This is a genomic window from Rhodoferax sp. GW822-FHT02D07 (assembly GCF_058802405.1).
On the sequence record NZ_JBXAOD010000010.1, the window covers coordinates 122,640 to 141,597 of the forward strand.

Below are 18,958 nucleotides of genomic sequence, written 5' to 3' on the forward strand. Positions count from 1 at the left end.
CCCCGCCCGCTGCGCGGGCTCCTCCTTTACCTACGCAAAACGCTTTGCCACCCAGACTCCCGGAGAGGTGTTGGATGTTTAACAAAATACTGATCGCCAATCGCGGCGAGATTGCTTGCCGCGTCATCCGCACTGCGCGCAAGCTGGGTTACCAGACAGTGGCTGTGTACAGCGATGCTGATCGCGACGCGCCCCATGTAGCCCTGGCTGACGAGGCAGTACACATCGGTCCGTCGCCGGCCGCGCAGTCCTACCTCAAGATAGCCGCCATCCTGGACGCTGCGCGCAAGGCAGGCGCGGACGCTGTGCACCCGGGCTACGGCTTTCTGAGCGAGAACGCAGGCTTTGCCCAGGCCTGTGTGGATGCTGGTGTGGTATTCATCGGACCGCCTGCCTGCGCCATCACCGCCATGGGCGACAAGGCCTTGGCCAAGCGCCGCATGCTGGAAGCGGGTGTGCCCTGTGCGCCCGGCTATTTAGGTGCTGAGCAGAGCGATGCAGCGCTGACTACGGAGGCCAAGAAACTGGGCTACCCGCTGCTCGTGAAAGCCGTTGCCGGTGGCGGCGGGCGCGGTATGCGTCTGGTGCGCAGCGATGCGGAGTTACAGCAAGGCATAGACGGCGCGCGCCGCGAAGCCACCAGCGCGTTTGGCGACGGCACGCTGATGCTGGAACGCCTCATTGACAACGGCCGCCATATCGAGATCCAGGTATTTGCTGACGCCCATGGCAACGCGGTCTACCTGGGCGAGCGCGATTGCACAGCGCAACGACGTCGGCAAAAGGTCATTGAAGAAGCACCGTCGCCCGTGGTGAGTCCCACGATGCGTGCCGCCATGGGTCGCGACGCCGTGGCCGCTGCGCTGGCCGTGGGCTACCGCGGCGCGGGCACGGTGGAGTTCATCGTGGATGACCAGTTGAACCACTACTTTCTGGAGATGAACACGCGCTTGCAGGTGGAGCATCCGGTGACCGAATGCATCACGGGTTACGACCTCGTGGAGTGGCAGCTGCAGGTAGCGGCGGGCGAACCGCTGCCGGTGAAGCAGGAAGACATCACGCTCACGGGCCATGCCATTGAAGCCCGGCTCTATACCGAAGACCCCTATGCCGGCTTTGCCCCGCAGACCGGTACCGTCGCCTGGTGGCGGCCCGAGCGTGCGTTGCACGGTGGTGTGCGCGTCGATGACGGCATCCGTGAGGGCAGTGTGGTCTCGCCCTTTTACGACCCCATGGTCGCCAAGGTCATCGTGCATGGCCGTGACCGGGACGACGCCATACGCCGCCTGCGCGCTGCGCTGGCCAACACGCCCTTGCTGGGCCTCAAGAACAACGGCCGTTTTCTGAGCGACCTCGTGGACCATCCGGCATTTCGCAAGACCGAGATGACCACCACGCTGATCGACCAGTGGCTGGAGCAGGGTGAACCGCTGCTGCAGGCGCCGGTACCCAGCGACGCGGCCTGGACTGTGGCGGCGCTGGCCTTGGCCCAGCGCAACGGCAGTAGCTGGCGCGCGAACAGCGTGGCGGCCCATGGCTTCCAGCTGCAGGCAGGCGACACAGTGCGTGCCGTGCGCGTGCTTCCCGATCGCCATGGTGCGGTGGCTGTCACGTTGGACGGCGCGACCGCCGCCACTCGCGTGCTGCAGTGGACAGATGGCGTGTTGCGCCTGGCGCTGGATGGCGTGGAACAGACCGCCGTTGCGGTATTTGCCGGCGATGTGCTGCACCTGGCCTACCAGGGCCATAGCCACCAGTTTGCCGAAGTCTCGGCCTTCCCGAACACCGATGCACTCAAGGACGCAAGCCGCGCGCGCTCGCCGGTTGCCGGCAAAGTGACGCAGGTGTTGGTGGCGCCCGGTGAGGCCGTGCAGGAGGGCCAGCAGCTGGTGTGCGTGGAGGCCATGAAGATGGAGATGTGGCTCTGCGCTGAAAGTGCGGGCACGGTCGCAGCGATACACGCCAAGGCCGGTGACCAGGTGGAGTCCGGCGCACTGCTGGTGGAACTCGAAATCAAGAAGGACGCATGATGGACAAAGCCATATTGACCTGCGCGCTCACGGGCGTGCTGACCAACCCCAAGCAGCACCCCGTGCCAGTGACGCCCGCGCAAATGGCAGCCGAGGCGCGCGATGCCTACAACGCGGGTGCCAGCATCATGCACATCCATATGCGCAGCCAGGAGGAGGGCATGGGCCATCTGCCGTCCTGGGACCCGGACGTGGCGGAGAGCATCGTGGGCGCCATCCGCGAAGCGTGCCCCGGCGTCATCATCAACCTGACTACCGGCGTGGTGGGCAAGGACATTAGCGGCCCCTTGGCCTGCATACGCCGCGTGAAGCCAGAAATCGCGGCCTGCAACGCCGGTAGCCTCAACTACCTCAAGCTCAAGGAAGACGGCAGCTGGGCCTGGCCACCCATGGTGTTCGACAACCCCGTGGCCAAGGTGCAGCAGTTCCTCGACGTGATGGAAGAGGCCGGCACCCACCCCGAGTTCGAATGCTTCGACGTGGGAATCGTCCGCTCGGTCACCATGTATTTGAAGAACGGCATGCTCAAGCCTGCCATGGGCCGGGCGGAATACAACCTCGTGATGGGTGTGGCCTCCGGCATGCCCTGCGATGCGGAGCTGCTGTCGCTGCTACCCAAGTACATGGCGCAGGACAGCGTCTGGCAGACCACGTTGATTGGCCGTACCGAAATCTGGCCCGTGCACCAGAAGACGGCCGACTTGGGCGGCATGCTGCGCACGGGGCTGGAAGACACCTTTTATCTACCCGGCGGTGATCGGGCCAAAGGCAATGGCGAGTTGATCACGGCATTGGCGGGTTGCGCCCAACGGGCAGGCCGCAGCATCGCTAGCCCGACGGAGGCCAGGGCCATGCTGGGCCTGCGTGCCGAGTAAAATCCGGAGCATCCCGAATGCCGCTGAAAAGCGGGATTTGAAAAGTTTCTGGGGTTTTCCCGCAAAGCACGAAAAACTTCGTGCTAGAATACGAAGCTTAGCGGCTGTAGCTCAGCTGGATAGAGTACTTGGCTACGAACCAAGGGGTCGTGGGTTCGATTCCTGCCAGCCGCACCAAAAAGACAAGGTCTGCAATCGCAAGGTTGCAGACCTTTTTCTTATTCTGATCTGGGCGAATCCATGAGCAAGGCTTTTACCAAAGAGTCCGATGGTGCTGACGACGATGAGCTGCAACTGCCTGCGCTGCCCGCCGGCGGCAAGAACTACATCACGCCCCAGGGCTACGCCACGCTGCGCGCCGAACTGCTCGACCTCATCGACAACGAACGTCCCAAGATTGTGGAAGTCGTGCACTGGGCGGCCAGCAATGGCGACCGTTCCGAAAATGGCGACTATCTGTACGGCAAAAAGCGCCTGCGCGAGATTGACCGCCGCATCCGCTTTCTGACCAAGCGCCTGGAGATTGCCGAGGTGTCCGACCCGGCAGTTCACCACGGCAATGACCAGATTTTCTTTGGCGCCACCGTAACCTATGTAGATGATGCTGACGTGGAGCGCACGGTCACCATCAAGGGCATTGACGAATCAAATAGCGCCGCGGGTGAGGTGAGCTGGATTTCCCCCATCGCGCGCACCTTGTTGAAGGCGCGCGAGGGCGATGAACTCAAGCTGGTGATGCCCGATCGCGTAGCCACCATCGAGGTGCTGCGCGTGCAGTACCCCGCGCCGACGGCGGCTTAGGCCGGACTGGTGCTGGCACTGCGCATGGCGCGCAGTACCGATGGTGTACGGCGCAGATTGCGCAGCGCGGTCTCCAGATGGGCGGTGTCGCGTACTGCCACCACAAAGCGGAGGTCCGAGGCTTCCTGCACGCCGTCCTGTCCCATGTCGATGTGGATGATGTCGGCTTCTGCCGAGGCCAGAGCCGCTGCCACCTTGGCCAGCACACCCTTGCCGTTGTTCACGGTGACCAGCACGCCGGTCTCGAAGGAGCGAACGGGTTCATCCGACCATTCCACGCCGATGAAGCGCTCGCTGTCCTTGTTCTGCAGCTTGCGCGCGACCTGGCAGCCTTGCTGGTGCACCACAAGGCCCTCGCCGCGGCCCAGGTAGCCCACGATGGCGTCGCCCGGAATCGGGCGGCAGCAGGTGCCGAACTGGACCGAGGCGTTCTCGCTGCCGTCCAGCGTGATGGAGCCCAGCGAGGGCGATTCGTGGGCGGTGAAGCGCTCGCGTGTGAGTAGCAGCGCATCGGGGCGCTCACCAGTGTCGGCCAGCAGCGTGACCATGCGCTTGGCGACGATATTCGCGATGCGCTTGCCCAGCCCGATGTCGGTGAGCAGTTCCTGGCGGTTTTTGTTGCCAGTAAAGCGCAACACTTTGTCCCACAGCGCCTCGTAGGCCGGGTCATCGTCCGGGAAGCGTTCGATGCCCTCGGCGCGCAAGGCCTGCTGCAACAATTTGCTGCCCAGTCCTTCGGATTCGGTCTGGGCCATCGTCTTGAGATGGTGGCGGATTTTGGAACGGGCCCGCCCGGTGCGTACAAAACCCAGCCAAGCCGGGTTGGGAGTGGAGACCGGGGCAGTCACGATTTCGACCACATCGCCGTTCTTCAGCTCAGTGCGCAGTGGCACCTGTTCGCCATTGATGCGTGCAGCCACGGTGCGGTCGCCCACATTGCTGTGGATGGCGTAGGCAAAGTCCACCACCGTGGCGCCGCGCGGCAGCGCCATGATCTGGCTCTTGGGCGTGAACACGTAGACAGCGTCGGGGAACAGGTCGACCTTGACGTGGTCCCAGAATTCGGCAGCGTCGCGGGTCTCGTCCTGGATGTCGAGCAGGGACTGCAGCCACTTGGTGCCTAGGCGGTCGCCCCCGGAAGCGTCATCAGGGTTGTTGACCTTGTAGAGCCAGTGTGCCGCTACGCCCGACTCTGCGACCACATGCATGGCCTCGGTGCGCATCTGGAATTCGACGTTGATACCGGCTGGCCCCACCAGCGTGGTGTGCAGCGACTGGTAGCCATTGACCTTGGCAATCGCGATATGGTCCTTGAATTTGCCGGGCACGGGCTTGTAGAGCTGGTGCAGCAAGCCCAGCGCCGTGTAGCAATCGGTCACGCTGGGCACCAGCACGCGAAAGCCGTAGATGTCGGTCACCTGGGCAAAGCTCAGGTGCTTGTCGTCCATCTTCTTGTAGATGGAGTAGAGCGTCTTTTCACGGCCCGCAATGCGCACAGGCATGTTGACGGCGGCGAAGACGGCTTCGACTTCTTTTTGTACTTTCTGTATCAGGTCGCGGCGGCGGCTGCGCGCCTTCGCCACAGCCTTGGCCAGGGTGGCGTAGCGCCAGGGGCGCAGGTGGCGGAAGGAGAGGTCCTGGAGTTCGCGGTAGGTCTGGTTCAGGCCCAGGCGGTGGGCGATGGGGGCATAGATGTCCAGCGTCTCGGAGGAAATACGGGCCCATTTGGAGCGTGGCACGTCCGAGAGCGTGCGCATATTGTGCGAACGGTCGGCCAGTTTGATGAGGATCACGCGCACATCGCGTGCCATTGCCAGCAGCATCTTGCGGAAGGACTCAGCCTGGTTTTCCTCGCGCGTGTTGAACTGCAGCTTGTCGAGCTTGGTCAGCCCGTCCACCAGTTCGGCCACGGGGGAGCCAAATTTCTCGATGAGTTCGACCTTGGTGATGCCGCAGTCTTCGATGGCGTCATGCAGTAGTGCGGCCATCAGGGCCTGGGCGTCGAGCTTCCAGTCCGCGCACTGGGCGGCCACGGCAATCGGGTGGGTGATATAGGGCTCGCCGTTGTTGCGCATCTGGCCCAGATGGGCTTCATCGGCAAAACGGTAGGCCAGGCGCACCTGCTCCACATCACTGGGGCTCAGATAGTCCAGTTTGGCAGTCAGGCCGGCAAAACTCGCGGCGGCGGCATTGGCCGCTGCCACGGCAGGCATGGCCTTGGGGGCGCCGGTGGGGTCTGCCGCGGGGGTGTGGTGAGGTGTGCTGCCCATGGCTTAAATGTAGCGCGAGCGCCGCTGCGGCGCAGTCCAGACGAAAAAAAGCACCGCAAGCGGTGCTTTTTGGGAGCGGCGGGCGCTCTGGGAAGGATTACAGAGGCACCTTCTTGAGCATCTCGATGCCGACCTTGCCGGCAGCGATTTCGCGCAGGGCGGTCACGCCGGGCTTGTTCTTGCTCTCGATCTTGGGCGTGTGGCCTTGGCTCAGCATGCGGGCGCGGTAGGTGGCTGCCAGAACCAGTTGGAAGCGGTTGGGGATCTGCTCGAGGCAGTCTTCAACAGTGATACGGGCCATGAAAATCTCCGGAAAGCTAGAGGATATTGAGCGCCTGGAATGTCTCGGCACGGGCGCGACGCTGTGCAGAAATCTTGAGTCGCTGGGAATGGACGATGGCTTTCAGATCGAAAAGCGCACGGTCAAACAACTCGTTGATTATAACGAAGTCGAATTTTCCGACCTGGGCGACTTCCTGCTGGGCATTTTTCATGCGCATGTCGATGATCTCGGGCGAATCCTCGCCACGGCGCTCCAGGCGCGAGCGCAGCTCTTCCCAACTGGGCGGCAGGATGAAGATGCAGACCGCGTTGGCAAACACGTTCTTGATCTGGACGGCGCCCTGGAAGTCGATTTCCAGGATCACGTCCGCACCCATGGCCATGCGATCTTCAATGGCCTTTTTGGAGGTTCCGTAGCGGTTGGCGTGCACATTCGCCCATTCCACAAAGGCATCTGCAGCCACCATGGCGTCGAATTCCTGCTGGGAAACAAAGAAGTACTCCCGGCCATGCTTTTCCTGGCCACGCGGGGGGCGGGTGGTGTGGGAAACCGAGGGTTGCAGGCGGGAATCGAGTTCGAGCAGTGCCTTGCAGAGGCTGGACTTGCCCGCCCCGCTGGGGGCTGCAACAACAAAGAGGTTTCCGGGGTAGTCCATCGACGTAGGCTCCGAGTGGCGGTGGCTGAAGTCGCCTTATTCTAAGTTCTGAACCTGTTCACGCATCTGTTCGATTAGCACCTTCATGTCAACCGAGATATGGGTGAGTTCCAGTGCGGCGGACTTGGAGCCCAGGGTATTGGCCTCACGGTGCAGCTCCTGGATCAGGAAGTCCAGGCGTTTGCCAATCTCGCCGCCCTTCTTGATCAGGCGCTCTAGTTCGTCCAGGTGGGAATTGAGCCGGGTGATTTCTTCGGCCACGTCGATGCGGATGGCGAAGGCGGTGGCTTCGGTGAGCGCGCGGTCCTGGGCGGCCTCGGGCAGGGTGGCGCCTTCAGTCAGGGCCATGGCCTCTTTCCAGCGCTCCATGAAGCGCAGGCGCTGCTGCTCCACCAGTTGCGGCACCATGGGGCCGGCTTTTTCAGCCAAGGCGCGCAGCTGGGTGATATGGCCCAACAGCATCGTGGCCAGGCGTGCGCCCTCGCGCTGGCGCGCGGCCAGCAGTTCCTTGAGGGCTTTTTCGGCCAGGGGCACGACGTCGGCGCTCCAGTCGCGTGGGCTGCCCTGTTCGGAGGCGGCCAGGCGCAGCACATCGGCCACGCTTAGCGGGCTGGCGTTGGGCAGCCAGGCGCGCACGCTGTCCTGCGCGGCATTGAGGCGTTGCAGCAGCTTGGGGCTGGGGTCGGTGATGCTGCTGGCGCTGCTGGTTTCGACCGAAGCACGGACTTCGACCTTGCCGCGCTTGAGCTTGGCGCCCAGCAGTTCACGGAGGGCCGGTTCGAACTGGCGGAGGTCTTCAGGCAGGCGAAAGGTGAGATCCAGAAAGCGGCTGTTGACCGAGCGGATTTCCAGTCCCAGCTGGGTCGTGGGCAGGTTGCGGGCTTCGCCTTCGGGGGCGCTGGAGGCTGTGCTGTGCTGGGCACTGGCATAGCCAGTCATGCTGTAAACTGGCATCACGGGTTCTCGCTGCGTTGAAACGGCCCCGAGAATAACCCGGTTCATACGTAACCGACGAGCTCTCACCCCGCATTTATGTCAAAGGTCAAACCCGCACCGCTGCCTCCGGACACCATCATTGGCGGTTACCGCATCATCCGCAAGGTGGCGGCAGGGGGCTTTGGTCTGGTCTATCTGGCGCTGGATGCCGAGGGTCAGCAAGTTGCGGTCAAGGAATACCTGCCGTCCTCCCTGGCCAGCCGCGCGCCCGGTGAGCTCCTGCCGCAGGTGCAGCCTGAAAAGCTGTCGCTGTACCGCCTGGGTCTGAAGAGCTTCTTTGAAGAAGGCCGCTCGCTGGCCCAGATCTCCCACCCCTCGGTGGTCAGCGTGCTGAACTTCTTTCGCGAGAACGAGACGGTCTATATGGTGATGAACTACCTGGAGGGCGCGGCCCTGCAGGACTTCATCGTCACCGCGCGCGACCAGAAGAAGAGCAAGGTGTTCCGCGAGTCCACCATCCGCTCCCTGTTCGACGAAATTCTGCGCGGGCTGCGCATCGTGCACCAGCACAAGATGCTGCACCTGGACATCAAGCCGGCCAATATCTTCATTACCGATGACAACAAGTCGGTGCTGATCGACTTTGGCGCGGCGCGCGAAGTGCTGAGCAAGGAAGGCAACTTCATCCGCCCCATGTACACGCCCGGCTTTGCCGCGCCCGAGATGTACCGGCGCGACGCCTCCATGGGCCCATGGACCGATATCTACGCCATCGGTGCCTGTATTTACGCCTGCATGCAGGGCTATCCACCGAACGAAGCGCCGCAGCGCCTGGAGAAGGATCGCATCACCACTGCCCTGGCGCGCCTGCGTGGCGTTTACTCCGACAACCTGATCGAGGTGGTGGAGTGGTGCATGTCGCTGGATCCGTTGTCGCGTCCGCAATCGGTGTTTGCACTGCAGAAAGAACTCTCGCGCGAAGGCGAGCGTCGCTACACCAAGCTCTCGGTGGGCGAGAAGGTGCGCATGCAGTTTGATTCCATGGTGGCCGATACCAAGAAAACCGTGCAAGGCGCGGTTGCAGCTCCGGCCAAACCCAAATGAAATTCTCCGTATTCCAGATCAGCCGCAAAGGCGGCCGCGAGAAGAACGAAGACCGGATGGGGTATTGCTACACCAAGTCTTCGGGCCTCTTTCTGCTGGCAGACGGCATGGGCGGACACCCCGAAGGGGAAGTGGCTGCGCAGATGACGCTTCAGGTCATCTCGGCGCTGTACCAGAAAGAAGCCACGCCCGAGATCGAGGACGTCAAGGCCTTTCTCCACCGCTCCCTCCTGGCAGCGCACCGCCAGATCCTGCGCTACGCCGCAGAAAAGCATCTCAGTGACACGCCCCGTACCACGGTGGTGGCTGCCATCGTGCAGAACGGCGCGACCCACTGGGTGCACTGCGGCGATTCCCGCCTCTACTTTGTGCGCCAGGGCGAGCTGCTGGCCCGCACCCGGGACCATTCCTATCTGGAACAACGCGAAGGCGAGCGCCCGGCCGGCCAGGCCGGCCCGGTTTTCAACCGCAACGTGCTCTATACCTGTCTGGGCTCCCCCACCAAGCCGGTGTTTGATATCACCGGCCCGGTACCGTTGCTGCAGGGAGACCGCATCATGCTGTGCTCCGATGGCCTCTGGGGCACGGTAGACGATGCGACCATCGTCTACCACCTCGCGCAGAAGCCCGTGGCGGATTCAGCGCCCGATCTGGTGGAGAAGGCTCTGCTCAACGGCGGCCCCCATTGCGACAACGTGACCCTGGTCACCATGGAGTGGGAGACCCCGGACAGCTTCGAATCCACGCGCGGCGCCATCTCTACCGACAACATCGAGGAAGGCGTGTTCGCCTCCACCGTGCAGGCCGGCTGGCTGGACTCCACCGTGGACGATCTGGACGACGCCGCCATTGAGCGCTCCATTGCCGAAATCAACGAGGCGATCCGCCGATCTGCTGCGCGCCGGGGCTGAGGGCCTTTGCGCCCGGCGCCGCCTTTTCTGTTCCTGAAGGACTGCCATGACTGAATTCGTTCGCAGCGGCGCGCGCGCCGCCAACGCTTTGCGCCCGGTGCGCATCACCCGCCACTACACCATGCACGCCGAAGGCTCGGTGCTTATCGAGTTTGGCAACACCAAAGTGCTGTGCACCGCCTCGGTGGAAGAGCGCGTGCCGCCGCATAAGCGTGGTAGCGGTGAAGGCTGGGTGACGGCCGAATACGGCATGCTGCCGCGCGCCACCCACAGCCGCAGCGACCGCGAAGCCGCCAAGGGCAAGCAAAGCGGCCGCACGCAAGAGATCCAGCGCCTCATCGGCCGTTCGCTGCGCGCCGTGTTCGATCTGAAGAAGCTGGGCGAGCGCACCATCCAGCTGGACTGCGACGTGATCCAGGCCGACGGCGGTACCCGCACGGCCGCCATCACCGGTGCTTTTGTGGCCGCGCAGGACGCGGTGAATGGCTTGCTGGCCGCTGGCAAGATCAGCGCCACCCCCATCACCGCAGCAGTGGCAGCGATCAGCGTGGGCATTGTGGAAGGTATGCCGCTGCTGGACCTGGAGTACACCGAAGACTCCTCCTGCGACACCGACATGAACGTGGTGATGACAGGCGCGGGTCACTTTGTGGAGGTGCAGGGCACGGCCGAGGGCGTGGCCTTCACGCGCGCCGAGATGGATCAACTGCTGGGTCTGGCTGAAAAAGGTATCACCGAGTTGATGGCGCTGCAACAGCAATCACTATCAAAATAATAGCTGCTTGCGCACATTCCATAGGGGCTATAGGCCAATTCTTATGAAAATCGTTCTCGCATCCAATAACCGGGGCAAGCTGGCCGAGCTGCAAGCCATGTTCGCGCCGCTGGGCTGCACGCTGGTGCGCCAGGGCGACCTGGGCGTGCCCGAGGCGCCAGAGCCCTACCGCACCTTTGTGGAAAACGCGCTGACCAAGGCGCGCAATGCGGCGCAGCACACGGGCCTGCCCGCACTGGCTGACGACGCGGGCCTGTGCGTGGACGCCTTTGGCGGCCTGCCCGGTGTGGACACGGCCTATTACGCCACCCAGCATGGCTACGCCAAGGGGGACGACAACAACGTCACCGCGCTGCTGGAGCAAATGCAGGGCCTGGACAACCGCCGCTGCGCCATGGTCAGCACGCTGGTGGCCGTGCGCTCACCAGAAGACCCCGAGCCGCTGATTGCTGTGGGCCGCGTGGTGGGCGAGGTGGCGCGCGAGCGCCTGGGCAGCAATGGCTTCGGCTTTGACCCCATCATGTGGATTCCCGAGTTCGGCCAGACCTTTGCGCAGCTGCCGGTGGAGGTGAAGAACGCGAACAGCCACCGCGGCCGCGCGGCGCAGGCCATGGCGGCGCTCATCCGCGCCAACTGGCTGGGAGCCTGAGGCGCCATGATCCCGATCACGCCGCTGGGCAGCGAGGCGGATGCCGCGGTACAGCGCGATATCCAGCACTACATGCGACCCGGCACGCTGCAGCTGGCTGCATTGCCGCCGTTGTCGCTGTATGTGCATCTGCCCTGGTGCCTGAAGAAGTGCCCCTATTGCGACTTCAACTCCCATGAGCAAAGTGCGAGTGGGCTGCAGGAGCAGCGCTACATCGACGCGGTGATCGCGGACCTGGAAGCAGCGCTGCCGCTAATCTGGGGCCGTACGGTGCACAGCATCTTCATCGGTGGCGGCACGCCCAGCCTGTTCTCGCCGCTGGCCATAGACCGCCTGTTGGCTGACATCCGCGCGCGCCTGCGGCTGGAGGCCGACTGCGAGATCACCATGGAGGCCAACCCCGGCACCTTCGAGAAGGACCGTTTCAAGGCTTTCCGCAGCGCCGGTGTGACGCGTCTGTCGATTGGCGTGCAAAGCTTCAACGATGACCATCTGAAGGCACTGGGCCGCGTGCACGACCGCGCGCAGGCGTTGGCGGCCGTCGAAGAGGCGGCGCAGTCGTTTGGGACGTTCAATCTGGACATCATGTATGCGCTGCCCGGTCAGACCATGGAACAGTTGGATGCGGACCTGACGCTGGCGCTGCAGTTTGCGCCGCCGCACATTTCCATCTACCACCTGACCATCGAGCCCAACACCTACTTCGCCAAGTTCCCGCCGCAGATTCCCGAGGACGACACGGCCTACGCCATGCTGGACCGCATCACAGAGCTGACCGGCGCGGCGGGGCTGGAGCGCTATGAGGTCTCGGCCTATGCCAAGCCCGCGCACCGTTGCTTTCACAACCTCAACTATTGGCAGTTTGGTGACTACCTGGGCATAGGCGCTGGCGCGCACAGCAAACTGAGCTTTGCGCACCGCGTGGTGCGCCAAGTGCGCTTTCGCGACCCCACGCGCTACATGCAGCAGGCGCTGGCCGGTAACGCGCTGGCGCAGGACGAGGAGGTGGCGCGCGCGGACCTGCCCTTTGAGTACATGCTCAACGCGCTGCGCCTGCGCCATGGCTTTGGCCTGCGCGACTTCACCGAGCGCACCGGCCTGGCCATCACCGCCATTGAGGCCGGCCTGCAGGAGGCCGAGCGCAAGGGCCTGGTGGAGCGCGACTTTGCGCGCGTGCGCCCCACGGTGCGGGGCTTTGATTTCCTCAGCGATCTGCAAGAGCTCTTCCTCAAAGAAGAGAGCTAAGGCCAAGCCCGTGCTTTGCGGCGGGCCGGGGAGATAATTTCCCCGTCGGCTACGCTGGCAAGACACAGGAGGGTTTTCATGTTCTCGGTGTATGGCAAGGCAGGACGGGTGTTTCGTGGCTCGCTCGAAGAGCTGCGCAGGGTGGGCGCAGCCACGGGACTGACACGCACGCGCAGCGTGGGCGCTGTGGGCCAGGAGGGGCGCGACCATGGCAGCGATTCAGGCTTTGCGGGCCTGATGGCCGAGGCCTCAGGCGGTGGCGCTGCCCCGCCCACCGATGTTGCGCACCGCGCCGCCCTGGCCGCCTATGCCGAGGTACGCAAGGCCGAGACACCGCGCCAGCCGTTGACCAAGGTACAGGCCATCATGAGCACCGAGGTGGTGTTGGTCCCCGACAGCATGAGCATCGAAGACGCCTGGCAATTGCTGGAGCAGCGGGGCATGGGTCAGGCACCTGTGGTGTCGGAGCAGCAGGTGCTGGTGGGCTTGCTGGCGCGTGCCGGCCTCATGCGGGCCGAGCATTTGCCCAAGGCAGAGAGCCATCCCCTGGTATGGCGCGCCTGGCTGGCGCAGAGCGTGGCCGAGGTGATGTGGTCGCCGGTGCCAAGCGTGGCGCTGGACACCGATATTCGGCGCGTGGCTCGGGTGCTGCTGGATACAGGATTGCCTGGCCTGCCTGTCGCCGACGAGGAGGGGCGGGTGACGGGCTTTGTCTCGCGCTCGGACATCCTGCGCGCGGTGGTTGCCGACCCGCCGTTGGACCTCTGGACCTGATCCCGGGATTTGAGGGCCGGATGCGCGGCTCAGTCCTTGTCCATATGGTCGCGCCGCGCCAGTGCGGGGAACAGCTTGAACCACAGCCCTGCCACCACCATGGTGCCCAGGCCACCGACGACCACCGACCCGACCGGGCCCCAGAGCGCTGCTGTGGCGCCTGATTCGAATTCGCCGAGCTGGTTGGAGGCGCCGATGAAGATGGAGTTGACGGCCGAGACGCGTCCGCGCATTTCGTCAGGCGTTTCCAGCTGTACCAGGGTGTTGCGGGTGACGACACTGATGCAGTCGGCCGCGCCGGTGACCACCAGCGCCAGCAGCGAGACCCAGAACGAGGTGGACAGGCCGAACACCAGCGTGGCCAGACCGAACACGCCGACTGCAATCAGCAGGCGCGGCCCGACTTTGCGGCGGGGCGGCCAGCGGGTGAGCACTAGCGACATGCCCAGCGCGCCCACGGCAGGCGCCGAGCGCAGCAGGCCCAGGCCTACGGGGCCGGTGTGCAGGATGTCGCGCGCATAGATAGGCAGCAGCGCGACTGCGCCACCCAGCAAGACGGCAAACAAGTCCAGCGAGCTGGCGCCCAGCACCACCTTGCGTTGCCAGACGAATTTCACGCCGTCAAACAGCGAGGCCCAAGTGGCCGCAGTGCGCGGGGGCTGGTGGTCGTAGCGCACGGTGAGTGTCAGCGCGCTCGCGGCCAGCAGCAGGGCCATGCACACCACATAGACATAGCTGGAGCCCAGCGCATAGAGCAGGCCGCCCAGCGCAGGGCCGCCAATGACGGCCATCTCCATGCCGGTGGCGCTGAGCGCGAAGGCGCGCGGCAGCAGGCTGGCAGGTACCAGCAGCGGAATCAGTGCCTGCTGAGCCGGCATCTGGAAGGCGCGCGCCACGCCCAGCACCACGGCCAGTACCAGGATGAGTTCACGCGTGGCGAAGCCCTGGGTGCTGGAGACCAGCATCAGCGTGGCTACCAGCGCCTGCAGCGCCATGCAGCAGGCAAAGATGCGGCCGCGGTGTACCCGGTCGGCCAAATGGCCGGCGGGTAGCGTCATCAGCAGGGCGGGAACGAACTGGAACAGCCCCACCAGGCCCAGATCCCAGGCGCTGGAGGTGACGTCGTACATATGCCAGGCGACAGCCACCATGAGCATTTGGTTGCCCATGATGCCGCTGAGGCGGGCCAGCCAGAAGCGGAGAAAGCCGGTTTGCTGGAGGAGGCGAGGGAGCTCGGTGTCTGGGGAGGCAGTATTTAACAAGTTCTCAAGACTTTGCAGGAAACCACCGGCAGCTTGGGCGGTGGTGTCACCACCACGGGGGGCGTGATGACGGTAATGGTTCTAGGGGGGGGCGGGAGGGGAGCCAGCACGACTGTGGTTTTAGGAGGACTGACCGTCAGGCCTCCCGGGGGCAAGGCCAGCGTGGGGGGGGGCGCCACGAGGGTGCGGCTAGCCTCTGTGGGGGAGGGCAGGGAAGGGGTGCTGATTCCGGTGGTGCTTTTTGGCGTGTCCGTCAGGGTCGGACTGGGCAGCCGGCTGCCAAACAGATCGGGTGACACGGACGTCAGCGTGACGGGCGCCACCGTGGTGGGCCCCACAAAACTCACCTGGCGAGTGGGCAACGGCTCGACCAGTGTGCCTTTGCCAATGCTGGCGGTACCGGTGAGCAGGCGGCTGTAGCTGCCGGGGTCCACGTTGCCGCGCTGCTTGTCGCTGACGACGGTGGTTTCCAGATCGGCACCCTTGAGTTGCAGGGTCGCGGGGCCGCTGGTCAGTGTCAGGGTGGAGGGGCGCTTGCTGTCCATGAGCTCGGAGGCGATCACCCGCACCGAGCCCTGCAGCAGTGCGACCGCTCCGGGTGCGCCGCCTGCCGCAGGTGGGTCAAAGCGCAGCTCGCTGCCGGGGCGCGCTCCCAAGATGCTGCCGTCCTGCATCAGCACCTGGGAGATGCTGCCTTCGGGGGTCAGCAAGCGCTCACCGTGCTGCAGCACATCGCCGCGCTGGGCCGGGCGCTGCACGCCGTTGGCGTCCACGATCTGGCTGCCGGCCTGGGTGAACAACACGGTGCCGGCGGGTGCGGCCAGGGCCATGCTGCCCATGAGGCTCAGTGCAATGGCGGCGGACAGAATATGGATGCGGGGCATGGCGGCTCTCCTTGGGCTACTTCAGGACCGGCGTGGTGAGGATGGTGGTGCGCGGCACCAGGATGGTGGTGGTCGGGCTCACGGTCGTGGTGGGGGTGACGGTGGTTGTCGGGGTGACCGTGGTCACGGGGCTGACGATGGTGGTCGTGGGGGTGACCAGGGTTCTCAGCGTCGTGGTGGTCGTGATCGTCGTCACCGGCTCTTTGAGCGTGGTGGTGGGCTGAATCACGGACTCGGTCAACACCGGAGTGACGGTGCGCAGCGCGCTGGGGTCCAGCGTGGTGGTGGCTGTGGCGGGTGTCGTGGTCGGATCCACCTTGAGATCCTTGGTCTCGGTCAGTGCTGTGTCCTTGCGGATGGCGAGCGTGGGGCGCAGCAGCGCTGCCCTGCTCAGTGTTTTGGTGGGAGCGGGCTTGCCATCGTCAGACGTGTCCCTGGCTTCACGTGCATCGGTCTTGAGTTCGATCTTGTAGAAGTCCGGTACCTTTTGCAGGACTTGCGGTGCGACATCGGGCTTAGCCGGGGCAAAGCCCACATCGCCGCGCTTGAGCGCCAGTACACCAAACTTGTTCTGGATAAATGTCTCGCCGTCGTTGACCTTGTCGTAGATGCCAGGCGGTGTGAGGCCGGAGGGGCCGGGCAGACCTTCGGGGATCACCATGGGCTCGTGGTCGGTGCCGCGTATGCCCAGTGTGGCTGTGGTGGTGCGGATCTGGTAGGCGGCGGGGTTGGTGCGGCCAATCATGCCGGTGATGGAGCGGAAGCCGCCACGCACCAGGGAGACCAGAAAGTTGGAGTTGGTCGCGTCCTTCTCGTCGTAGGCAAAGCGGTCTATGACCATCTCGGTGGAGGGGCGCACCGAGAGGTAGCCGCCATCGTGCAGGCGCATTTGCACCAGTCCGCCTTCGCCGGTCACGATCTTCTCGCCCGCAAACACTTCGGCGCCTTTCTCCAGAGTGCGTTCTTGCCCTTGCGCGTTGACGGCCTTCGCCACGCCGTTGACTGCCATGACACGTCCTGCACCCAGCTGCGCCCAGGCCAGGGGCACGCAGGTCAGCAGGCACACCAGTGTCAGCCAGCGGAAGGCGGTGCGCGTGGGGGCGGGGCGAACGGTAGACATGGGAACAGGGCTCAGTAGTCGAGACGCAGGTTGATGGAGGCGTCGGTCTTGTCGTAGCTGTAGAGGTCGGCGTTGCTGACGTTTTTCACGTAGCTCAGCTGCGGCCGCAATGAAAGGCCCTTGCTCACGGTCCAGGTCAGACCCAGGGCCAGGTCGTAGAGCGATTCCTCGCGGCTGATGTTGTAGAGCGTGTTGGTGCCGCTGTATTTGGAGAAACTGGCACCAGCCGTGACGTAGCCGCCCAGGGTGTTGCTGAAGCTCTTTTGTAGCAGCACGCGCGGACCAACGAACTGGCGGTTGCCGTCGTCGCGGTTGCCCACGGCCAGTTCCACACCGGCGTTGGCCGTGAGGCTGAAGATGGCATCCCCATCGCCCAGCGATGCCAGCCAGCCCGCGCTCACCGAATTGGTCTGGGTGTTCTGGCTGGACTGGCCGGCGGCAGTGTACTGCGTTTGCAGCGTGGTCAGACCCAGTGATACCTGGTTGCCGCTGCTCAGCGCCATGCGCCAGTCGGTGTTCAGGCCCAGGGTGTCGCGGTAGCCGGTGTTGTTCAGCGTGTAGTTGCCGCCGGTCAGGCCGGCACGCAGCAACCAGGCGCCACCGGAATAACTCAAGCCCAGTCGGCCGTCCACGGTGCTGTTGCAGGTGTTGTCGCAGTAGCGGCTGTAGGCGCGGCCCCGGTAGTCGCCGCCCACATACAGGCCCCATTGTTCGTCCACCCGCTGGTTCAGCTCCATCCCCAGGCCCAGCGTGGCGTAGTTGTCGGACTTGGCGCCAGGGCTGTAGGTGCTGGCCGGCACGCCGGGGCTTCCGGGGTAGTTCAACGAAGATGCCTGATTGGCGCTGGTGATGTTGGTGTCGTGGCCAATGCCCATTTCCACATAGCCGTTGAAGACGGTGCTTTTGTCCTGTGCACGGGCTTCGGCGGCCTTGGCGTACTGCTCTACCGTGCTGCGCAGGTCCTGCGGCAGGTTCTGGAAGGAGAGCACGGTCTCAAACTCGATCTTGGCGCGGCCGAAGTCACCCAGGGCAAAGTAGGCGCGACCCATGTCGGCGCGGATGCCAACGTATTCGGGGGTGACGGCCAGAATGCGCTCGTACACAAAGGTGGCCTTGCTGGGGCGCTTGCTCTCCAGTGCGGCAGTGCCCAGCAGGGAATCGTATACAGGGTCGCCAGCGCCTTGCAGCTCCAGCGGCTCCAGCAGCTGGTAAGCCTCTTCGGCGGAACCGGCCTTGAGCAGGGCATCGGCTTTTTCCAATACGGCCTGGCTGACCTCTGCCTGGGCCAGTGAGGTACCCAGTGCCAGGCACAGGGTCGCCACCAGGGTGCTTAGGCGCGGTGAAAACGGGTGTGTAGAGCGGCGCATCCTGCTTTTCCTCGGTCTATCCCAACGGTATCGGCAGCTTGGGCGGCGACCGTATGGGCAGAGTATAGGAAAGATGGCCTATTTGCGCCCGGCAATTGACTGGGCCGCAGGGCTATTCGACGAACGGCGTAGGCCGGCGGCGGTTTGGCGGGGAAATGGGTGGCGGAAGCTGTCACTTCCGAACAATCGTATGTGTCCTTTTTGCTACAGAAGCGACGACGAGTGAGGCCGGTGAACTCTGTAAATCGTGCGCTTTATGACCGACGAGTGGCAGTCAAATACCAATGCAAGGGCATCGAGCGTGTACACGCCCGATGCCCAGAGGCGTAGGACTGCTTTTTCGTCGTCAGGCTCAAGGACGCGAGGACGGCCACAATGAACGCCTGCATCGCGCGCAGCACGTTGGCCAGCCATGGTCCGTTCGCGAATTAGTGAGCGCTCAAATTCGGCAAAACTCCCCAGGATATTGAGCATCAATCGACCGGCCGGGGTGATGGTGTCGATTGGTTCAGTGAGGCTCTTAAACTTCGCACCTGTATTTTCGATTTGCTCTAATATTTGTAGCAAATCTTTGAGGCTGCGAGCCAATCTATCGAGCTTGTAGACGATGACTGAATCGTTCGGTGTGAGAACAGAAAGCAGTTTTCTAAGCTCAGGACGTGCGCCAACCGAGCTTGTTTTTTCTTGAAAAATGCGTGTTGCTTTTGCAGCTTCGAGTGCAAGAATTTGAAGCGTAGTTTCTTGTTCAGAGGTTGAAACTCGCGCATAACCATAGATCAAAGTTTTCCCCGTATCTGACCGCTTTGCTATTGTTTTTGTAGCATTCATTTTAGCGGCAGATGAAGTAGTTTTGTTTGCGGCAGGTCTATTGGATGCAGGGCGTTTCCCTGCGGGACCGGGCTCTATCACTTCGTGACCATGCCCGAGGTCATGGCCCATGCGGGTAACGATCCCTAACGCATTTCGCGCCACCGCTATCCCTTTGCTTCGTTCGTTTCCCTGAGTGCGACGCCTTCC

Annotated in this window: 18 protein-coding genes and 1 tRNA gene; 10 read left to right on the forward strand and 9 right to left on the reverse strand. The window is 63.7% G+C overall.

The genetic code is table 11. The features are described from left to right. Nucleotides 1-74 precede the first annotated feature (74 nt). The 4 genes from AC1RNN_RS19160 (at nucleotide 75) to greB (ending at nucleotide 3,706) form a co-directional block, all read left to right on the forward strand. The gene (locus tag AC1RNN_RS19160; protein ID WP_493091259.1) at nucleotides 75-2,030 is read left to right on the forward strand and encodes an acetyl/propionyl/methylcrotonyl-CoA carboxylase subunit alpha; all 1,956 of its coding nucleotides are present in this window, start codon (nucleotides 75-77) and stop codon (nucleotides 2,028-2,030) included. Further along, the gene (locus AC1RNN_RS19165) at nucleotides 2,027-2,905 is read left to right on the forward strand and encodes a beta-keto acid cleavage family enzyme (RefSeq protein ID WP_493091261.1); all 879 of its coding nucleotides are present in this window, start codon (nucleotides 2,027-2,029) and stop codon (nucleotides 2,903-2,905) included. The genes AC1RNN_RS19160 and AC1RNN_RS19165 overlap by 4 nt, the downstream gene beginning before the upstream one ends. A 100-nt stretch (nucleotides 2,906-3,005) precedes the next feature. After that, a tRNA-Arg gene (locus AC1RNN_RS19170) sits at nucleotides 3,006-3,082 on the forward strand. 63 nt (nucleotides 3,083-3,145) lie between these two features. Continuing rightward, nucleotides 3,146-3,706, forward strand: a complete 561-nt coding sequence (gene greB, locus AC1RNN_RS19175; protein WP_493091263.1) for a transcription elongation factor GreB — start codon at nucleotides 3,146-3,148, stop codon at nucleotides 3,704-3,706. Here greB and AC1RNN_RS19180 read toward each other — a convergent pair. The 4 genes from AC1RNN_RS19180 to AC1RNN_RS19195 form a co-directional block, all read right to left on the reverse strand. Next, nucleotides 3,703-5,919 (reverse strand): RelA/SpoT family protein, encoded by a 2,217-nt coding sequence (locus AC1RNN_RS19180; RefSeq protein ID WP_493091289.1) that lies wholly within the window; start codon nucleotides 5,917-5,919, stop codon nucleotides 3,703-3,705. The two genes, greB and AC1RNN_RS19180, sit on opposite strands and share 4 nt — an antisense overlap. 154 nt (nucleotides 5,920-6,073) lie before the next feature. After that, nucleotides 6,074-6,277: a DNA-directed RNA polymerase subunit omega gene (gene rpoZ, locus AC1RNN_RS19185; protein ID WP_094477502.1), complete on the reverse strand. Its 204-nt coding sequence runs from the start codon at nucleotides 6,275-6,277 to the stop codon at nucleotides 6,074-6,076. A gap of 16 nt (nucleotides 6,278-6,293) precedes the next feature. Next, entirely contained in the window at nucleotides 6,294-6,914 is a 621-nt protein-coding gene (gene gmk / locus AC1RNN_RS19190) for a guanylate kinase (RefSeq protein ID WP_493091265.1), read from the reverse strand. Nucleotides 6,915-6,950: 36 nt separating this feature from the next. Further along, on the reverse strand, nucleotides 6,951-7,868 hold the full coding sequence (locus AC1RNN_RS19195) for a YicC/YloC family endoribonuclease (RefSeq protein ID WP_493091267.1): 918 nt from the start codon (nucleotides 7,866-7,868) through the stop codon (nucleotides 6,951-6,953). Between the two features lie 78 nt (nucleotides 7,869-7,946). Between AC1RNN_RS19195 and AC1RNN_RS19200 the strand changes: the two genes are divergently transcribed. From AC1RNN_RS19200 to AC1RNN_RS19225, 6 genes are all read left to right on the forward strand, one after another. Continuing rightward, complete coding sequence (locus AC1RNN_RS19200) at nucleotides 7,947-8,954, forward strand: serine/threonine protein kinase (RefSeq protein ID WP_493091269.1); 1,008 nt, start codon at nucleotides 7,947-7,949, stop codon at nucleotides 8,952-8,954. After that, the gene (locus AC1RNN_RS19205) at nucleotides 8,951-9,865 is read left to right on the forward strand and encodes a PP2C family protein-serine/threonine phosphatase (protein ID WP_493091271.1); all 915 of its coding nucleotides are present in this window, start codon (nucleotides 8,951-8,953) and stop codon (nucleotides 9,863-9,865) included. The genes AC1RNN_RS19200 and AC1RNN_RS19205 overlap by 4 nt, the downstream gene beginning before the upstream one ends. 46 nt (nucleotides 9,866-9,911) lie before the next feature. After that, a complete protein-coding gene (rph, locus tag AC1RNN_RS19210; protein WP_493091272.1) occupies nucleotides 9,912-10,640 on the forward strand; it encodes a ribonuclease PH in 729 nt (242 codons plus the stop codon). A gap of 43 nt (nucleotides 10,641-10,683) precedes the next feature. Next, the gene (locus tag AC1RNN_RS19215) at nucleotides 10,684-11,289 is read left to right on the forward strand and encodes a non-canonical purine NTP pyrophosphatase (protein WP_493091273.1); all 606 of its coding nucleotides are present in this window, start codon (nucleotides 10,684-10,686) and stop codon (nucleotides 11,287-11,289) included. 6 nt (nucleotides 11,290-11,295) lie between these two features. Then, the gene (hemW, locus tag AC1RNN_RS19220; protein WP_493091275.1) at nucleotides 11,296-12,534 is read left to right on the forward strand and encodes a radical SAM family heme chaperone HemW; all 1,239 of its coding nucleotides are present in this window, start codon (nucleotides 11,296-11,298) and stop codon (nucleotides 12,532-12,534) included. 78 nt (nucleotides 12,535-12,612) lie between these two features. Further along, nucleotides 12,613-13,308 carry a CBS domain-containing protein gene (locus AC1RNN_RS19225; protein ID WP_493091276.1) on the forward strand — a complete coding sequence of 232 codons (696 nt, stop codon included), beginning with the start codon at nucleotides 12,613-12,615 and terminating at the stop codon, nucleotides 13,306-13,308. 29 nt (nucleotides 13,309-13,337) lie between these two features. Here the strand turns inward: AC1RNN_RS19225 and AC1RNN_RS19230 are convergent, their stop codons facing one another. The 5 genes from AC1RNN_RS19230 to AC1RNN_RS19250 all read right to left on the reverse strand — a co-directional run. Next, nucleotides 13,338-14,570 carry an MFS transporter gene (locus AC1RNN_RS19230; protein WP_493091278.1) on the reverse strand — a complete coding sequence of 411 codons (1,233 nt, stop codon included), beginning with the start codon at nucleotides 14,568-14,570 and terminating at the stop codon, nucleotides 13,338-13,340. Then, the gene (locus AC1RNN_RS19235) at nucleotides 14,564-15,454 is read right to left on the reverse strand and encodes a FecR family protein (protein WP_493091279.1); all 891 of its coding nucleotides are present in this window, start codon (nucleotides 15,452-15,454) and stop codon (nucleotides 14,564-14,566) included. The genes AC1RNN_RS19230 and AC1RNN_RS19235 overlap by 7 nt, the downstream gene beginning before the upstream one ends. Nucleotides 15,455-15,470: 16 nt before the next feature. After that, nucleotides 15,471-16,574: a FecR family protein gene (locus AC1RNN_RS19240; protein WP_493091280.1), complete on the reverse strand. Its 1,104-nt coding sequence runs from the start codon at nucleotides 16,572-16,574 to the stop codon at nucleotides 15,471-15,473. A gap of 11 nt (nucleotides 16,575-16,585) precedes the next feature. Continuing rightward, nucleotides 16,586-17,941: a surface lipoprotein assembly modifier gene (locus tag AC1RNN_RS19245; protein ID WP_493091281.1), complete on the reverse strand. Its 1,356-nt coding sequence runs from the start codon at nucleotides 17,939-17,941 to the stop codon at nucleotides 16,586-16,588. Between the two features lie 204 nt (nucleotides 17,942-18,145). After that, on the reverse strand, nucleotides 18,146-18,958 hold an 813-nt coding region (locus AC1RNN_RS19250; protein ID WP_493091282.1), incomplete at its 5' end, for a recombinase family protein.

Bases quoted from the DNA above. Each gene is read 5' to 3' on its own strand.
- AC1RNN_RS19160 (WP_493091259.1), top strand. From the start codon at position 75: ATGTTTAACAAAATACTGATCGCCAATCGCGGCGAGATTGCTTGCCGC.
- AC1RNN_RS19165 (WP_493091261.1), top strand. From the start codon at position 2,027: ATGATGGACAAAGCCATATTGACCTGCGCGCTCACGGGCGTGCTGACC.
- greB (WP_493091263.1), top strand. From the start codon at position 3,146: ATGAGCAAGGCTTTTACCAAAGAGTCCGATGGTGCTGACGACGATGAG.
- AC1RNN_RS19180 (WP_493091289.1), bottom strand. From the start codon at position 5,919: ATGCCTGCCGTGGCAGCGGCCAATGCCGCCGCCGCGAGTTTTGCCGGC.
- rpoZ (WP_094477502.1), bottom strand. From the start codon at position 6,277: ATGGCCCGTATCACTGTTGAAGACTGCCTCGAGCAGATCCCCAACCGC.
- gmk (WP_493091265.1), bottom strand. From the start codon at position 6,914: ATGGACTACCCCGGAAACCTCTTTGTTGTTGCAGCCCCCAGCGGGGCG.
- AC1RNN_RS19195 (WP_493091267.1), bottom strand. From the start codon at position 7,868: ATGCCAGTTTACAGCATGACTGGCTATGCCAGTGCCCAGCACAGCACA.
- AC1RNN_RS19200 (WP_493091269.1), top strand. From the start codon at position 7,947: ATGTCAAAGGTCAAACCCGCACCGCTGCCTCCGGACACCATCATTGGC.
- AC1RNN_RS19205 (WP_493091271.1), top strand. From the start codon at position 8,951: ATGAAATTCTCCGTATTCCAGATCAGCCGCAAAGGCGGCCGCGAGAAG.
- rph (WP_493091272.1), top strand. From the start codon at position 9,912: ATGACTGAATTCGTTCGCAGCGGCGCGCGCGCCGCCAACGCTTTGCGC.
- AC1RNN_RS19215 (WP_493091273.1), top strand. From the start codon at position 10,684: ATGAAAATCGTTCTCGCATCCAATAACCGGGGCAAGCTGGCCGAGCTG.
- hemW (WP_493091275.1), top strand. From the start codon at position 11,296: ATGATCCCGATCACGCCGCTGGGCAGCGAGGCGGATGCCGCGGTACAG.
- AC1RNN_RS19225 (WP_493091276.1), top strand. From the start codon at position 12,613: ATGTTCTCGGTGTATGGCAAGGCAGGACGGGTGTTTCGTGGCTCGCTC.
- AC1RNN_RS19235 (WP_493091279.1), bottom strand. From the start codon at position 15,454: ATGCCCCGCATCCATATTCTGTCCGCCGCCATTGCACTGAGCCTCATG.
- AC1RNN_RS19240 (WP_493091280.1), bottom strand. From the start codon at position 16,574: ATGTCTACCGTTCGCCCCGCCCCCACGCGCACCGCCTTCCGCTGGCTG.
- AC1RNN_RS19245 (WP_493091281.1), bottom strand. From the start codon at position 17,941: ATGCGCCGCTCTACACACCCGTTTTCACCGCGCCTAAGCACCCTGGTG.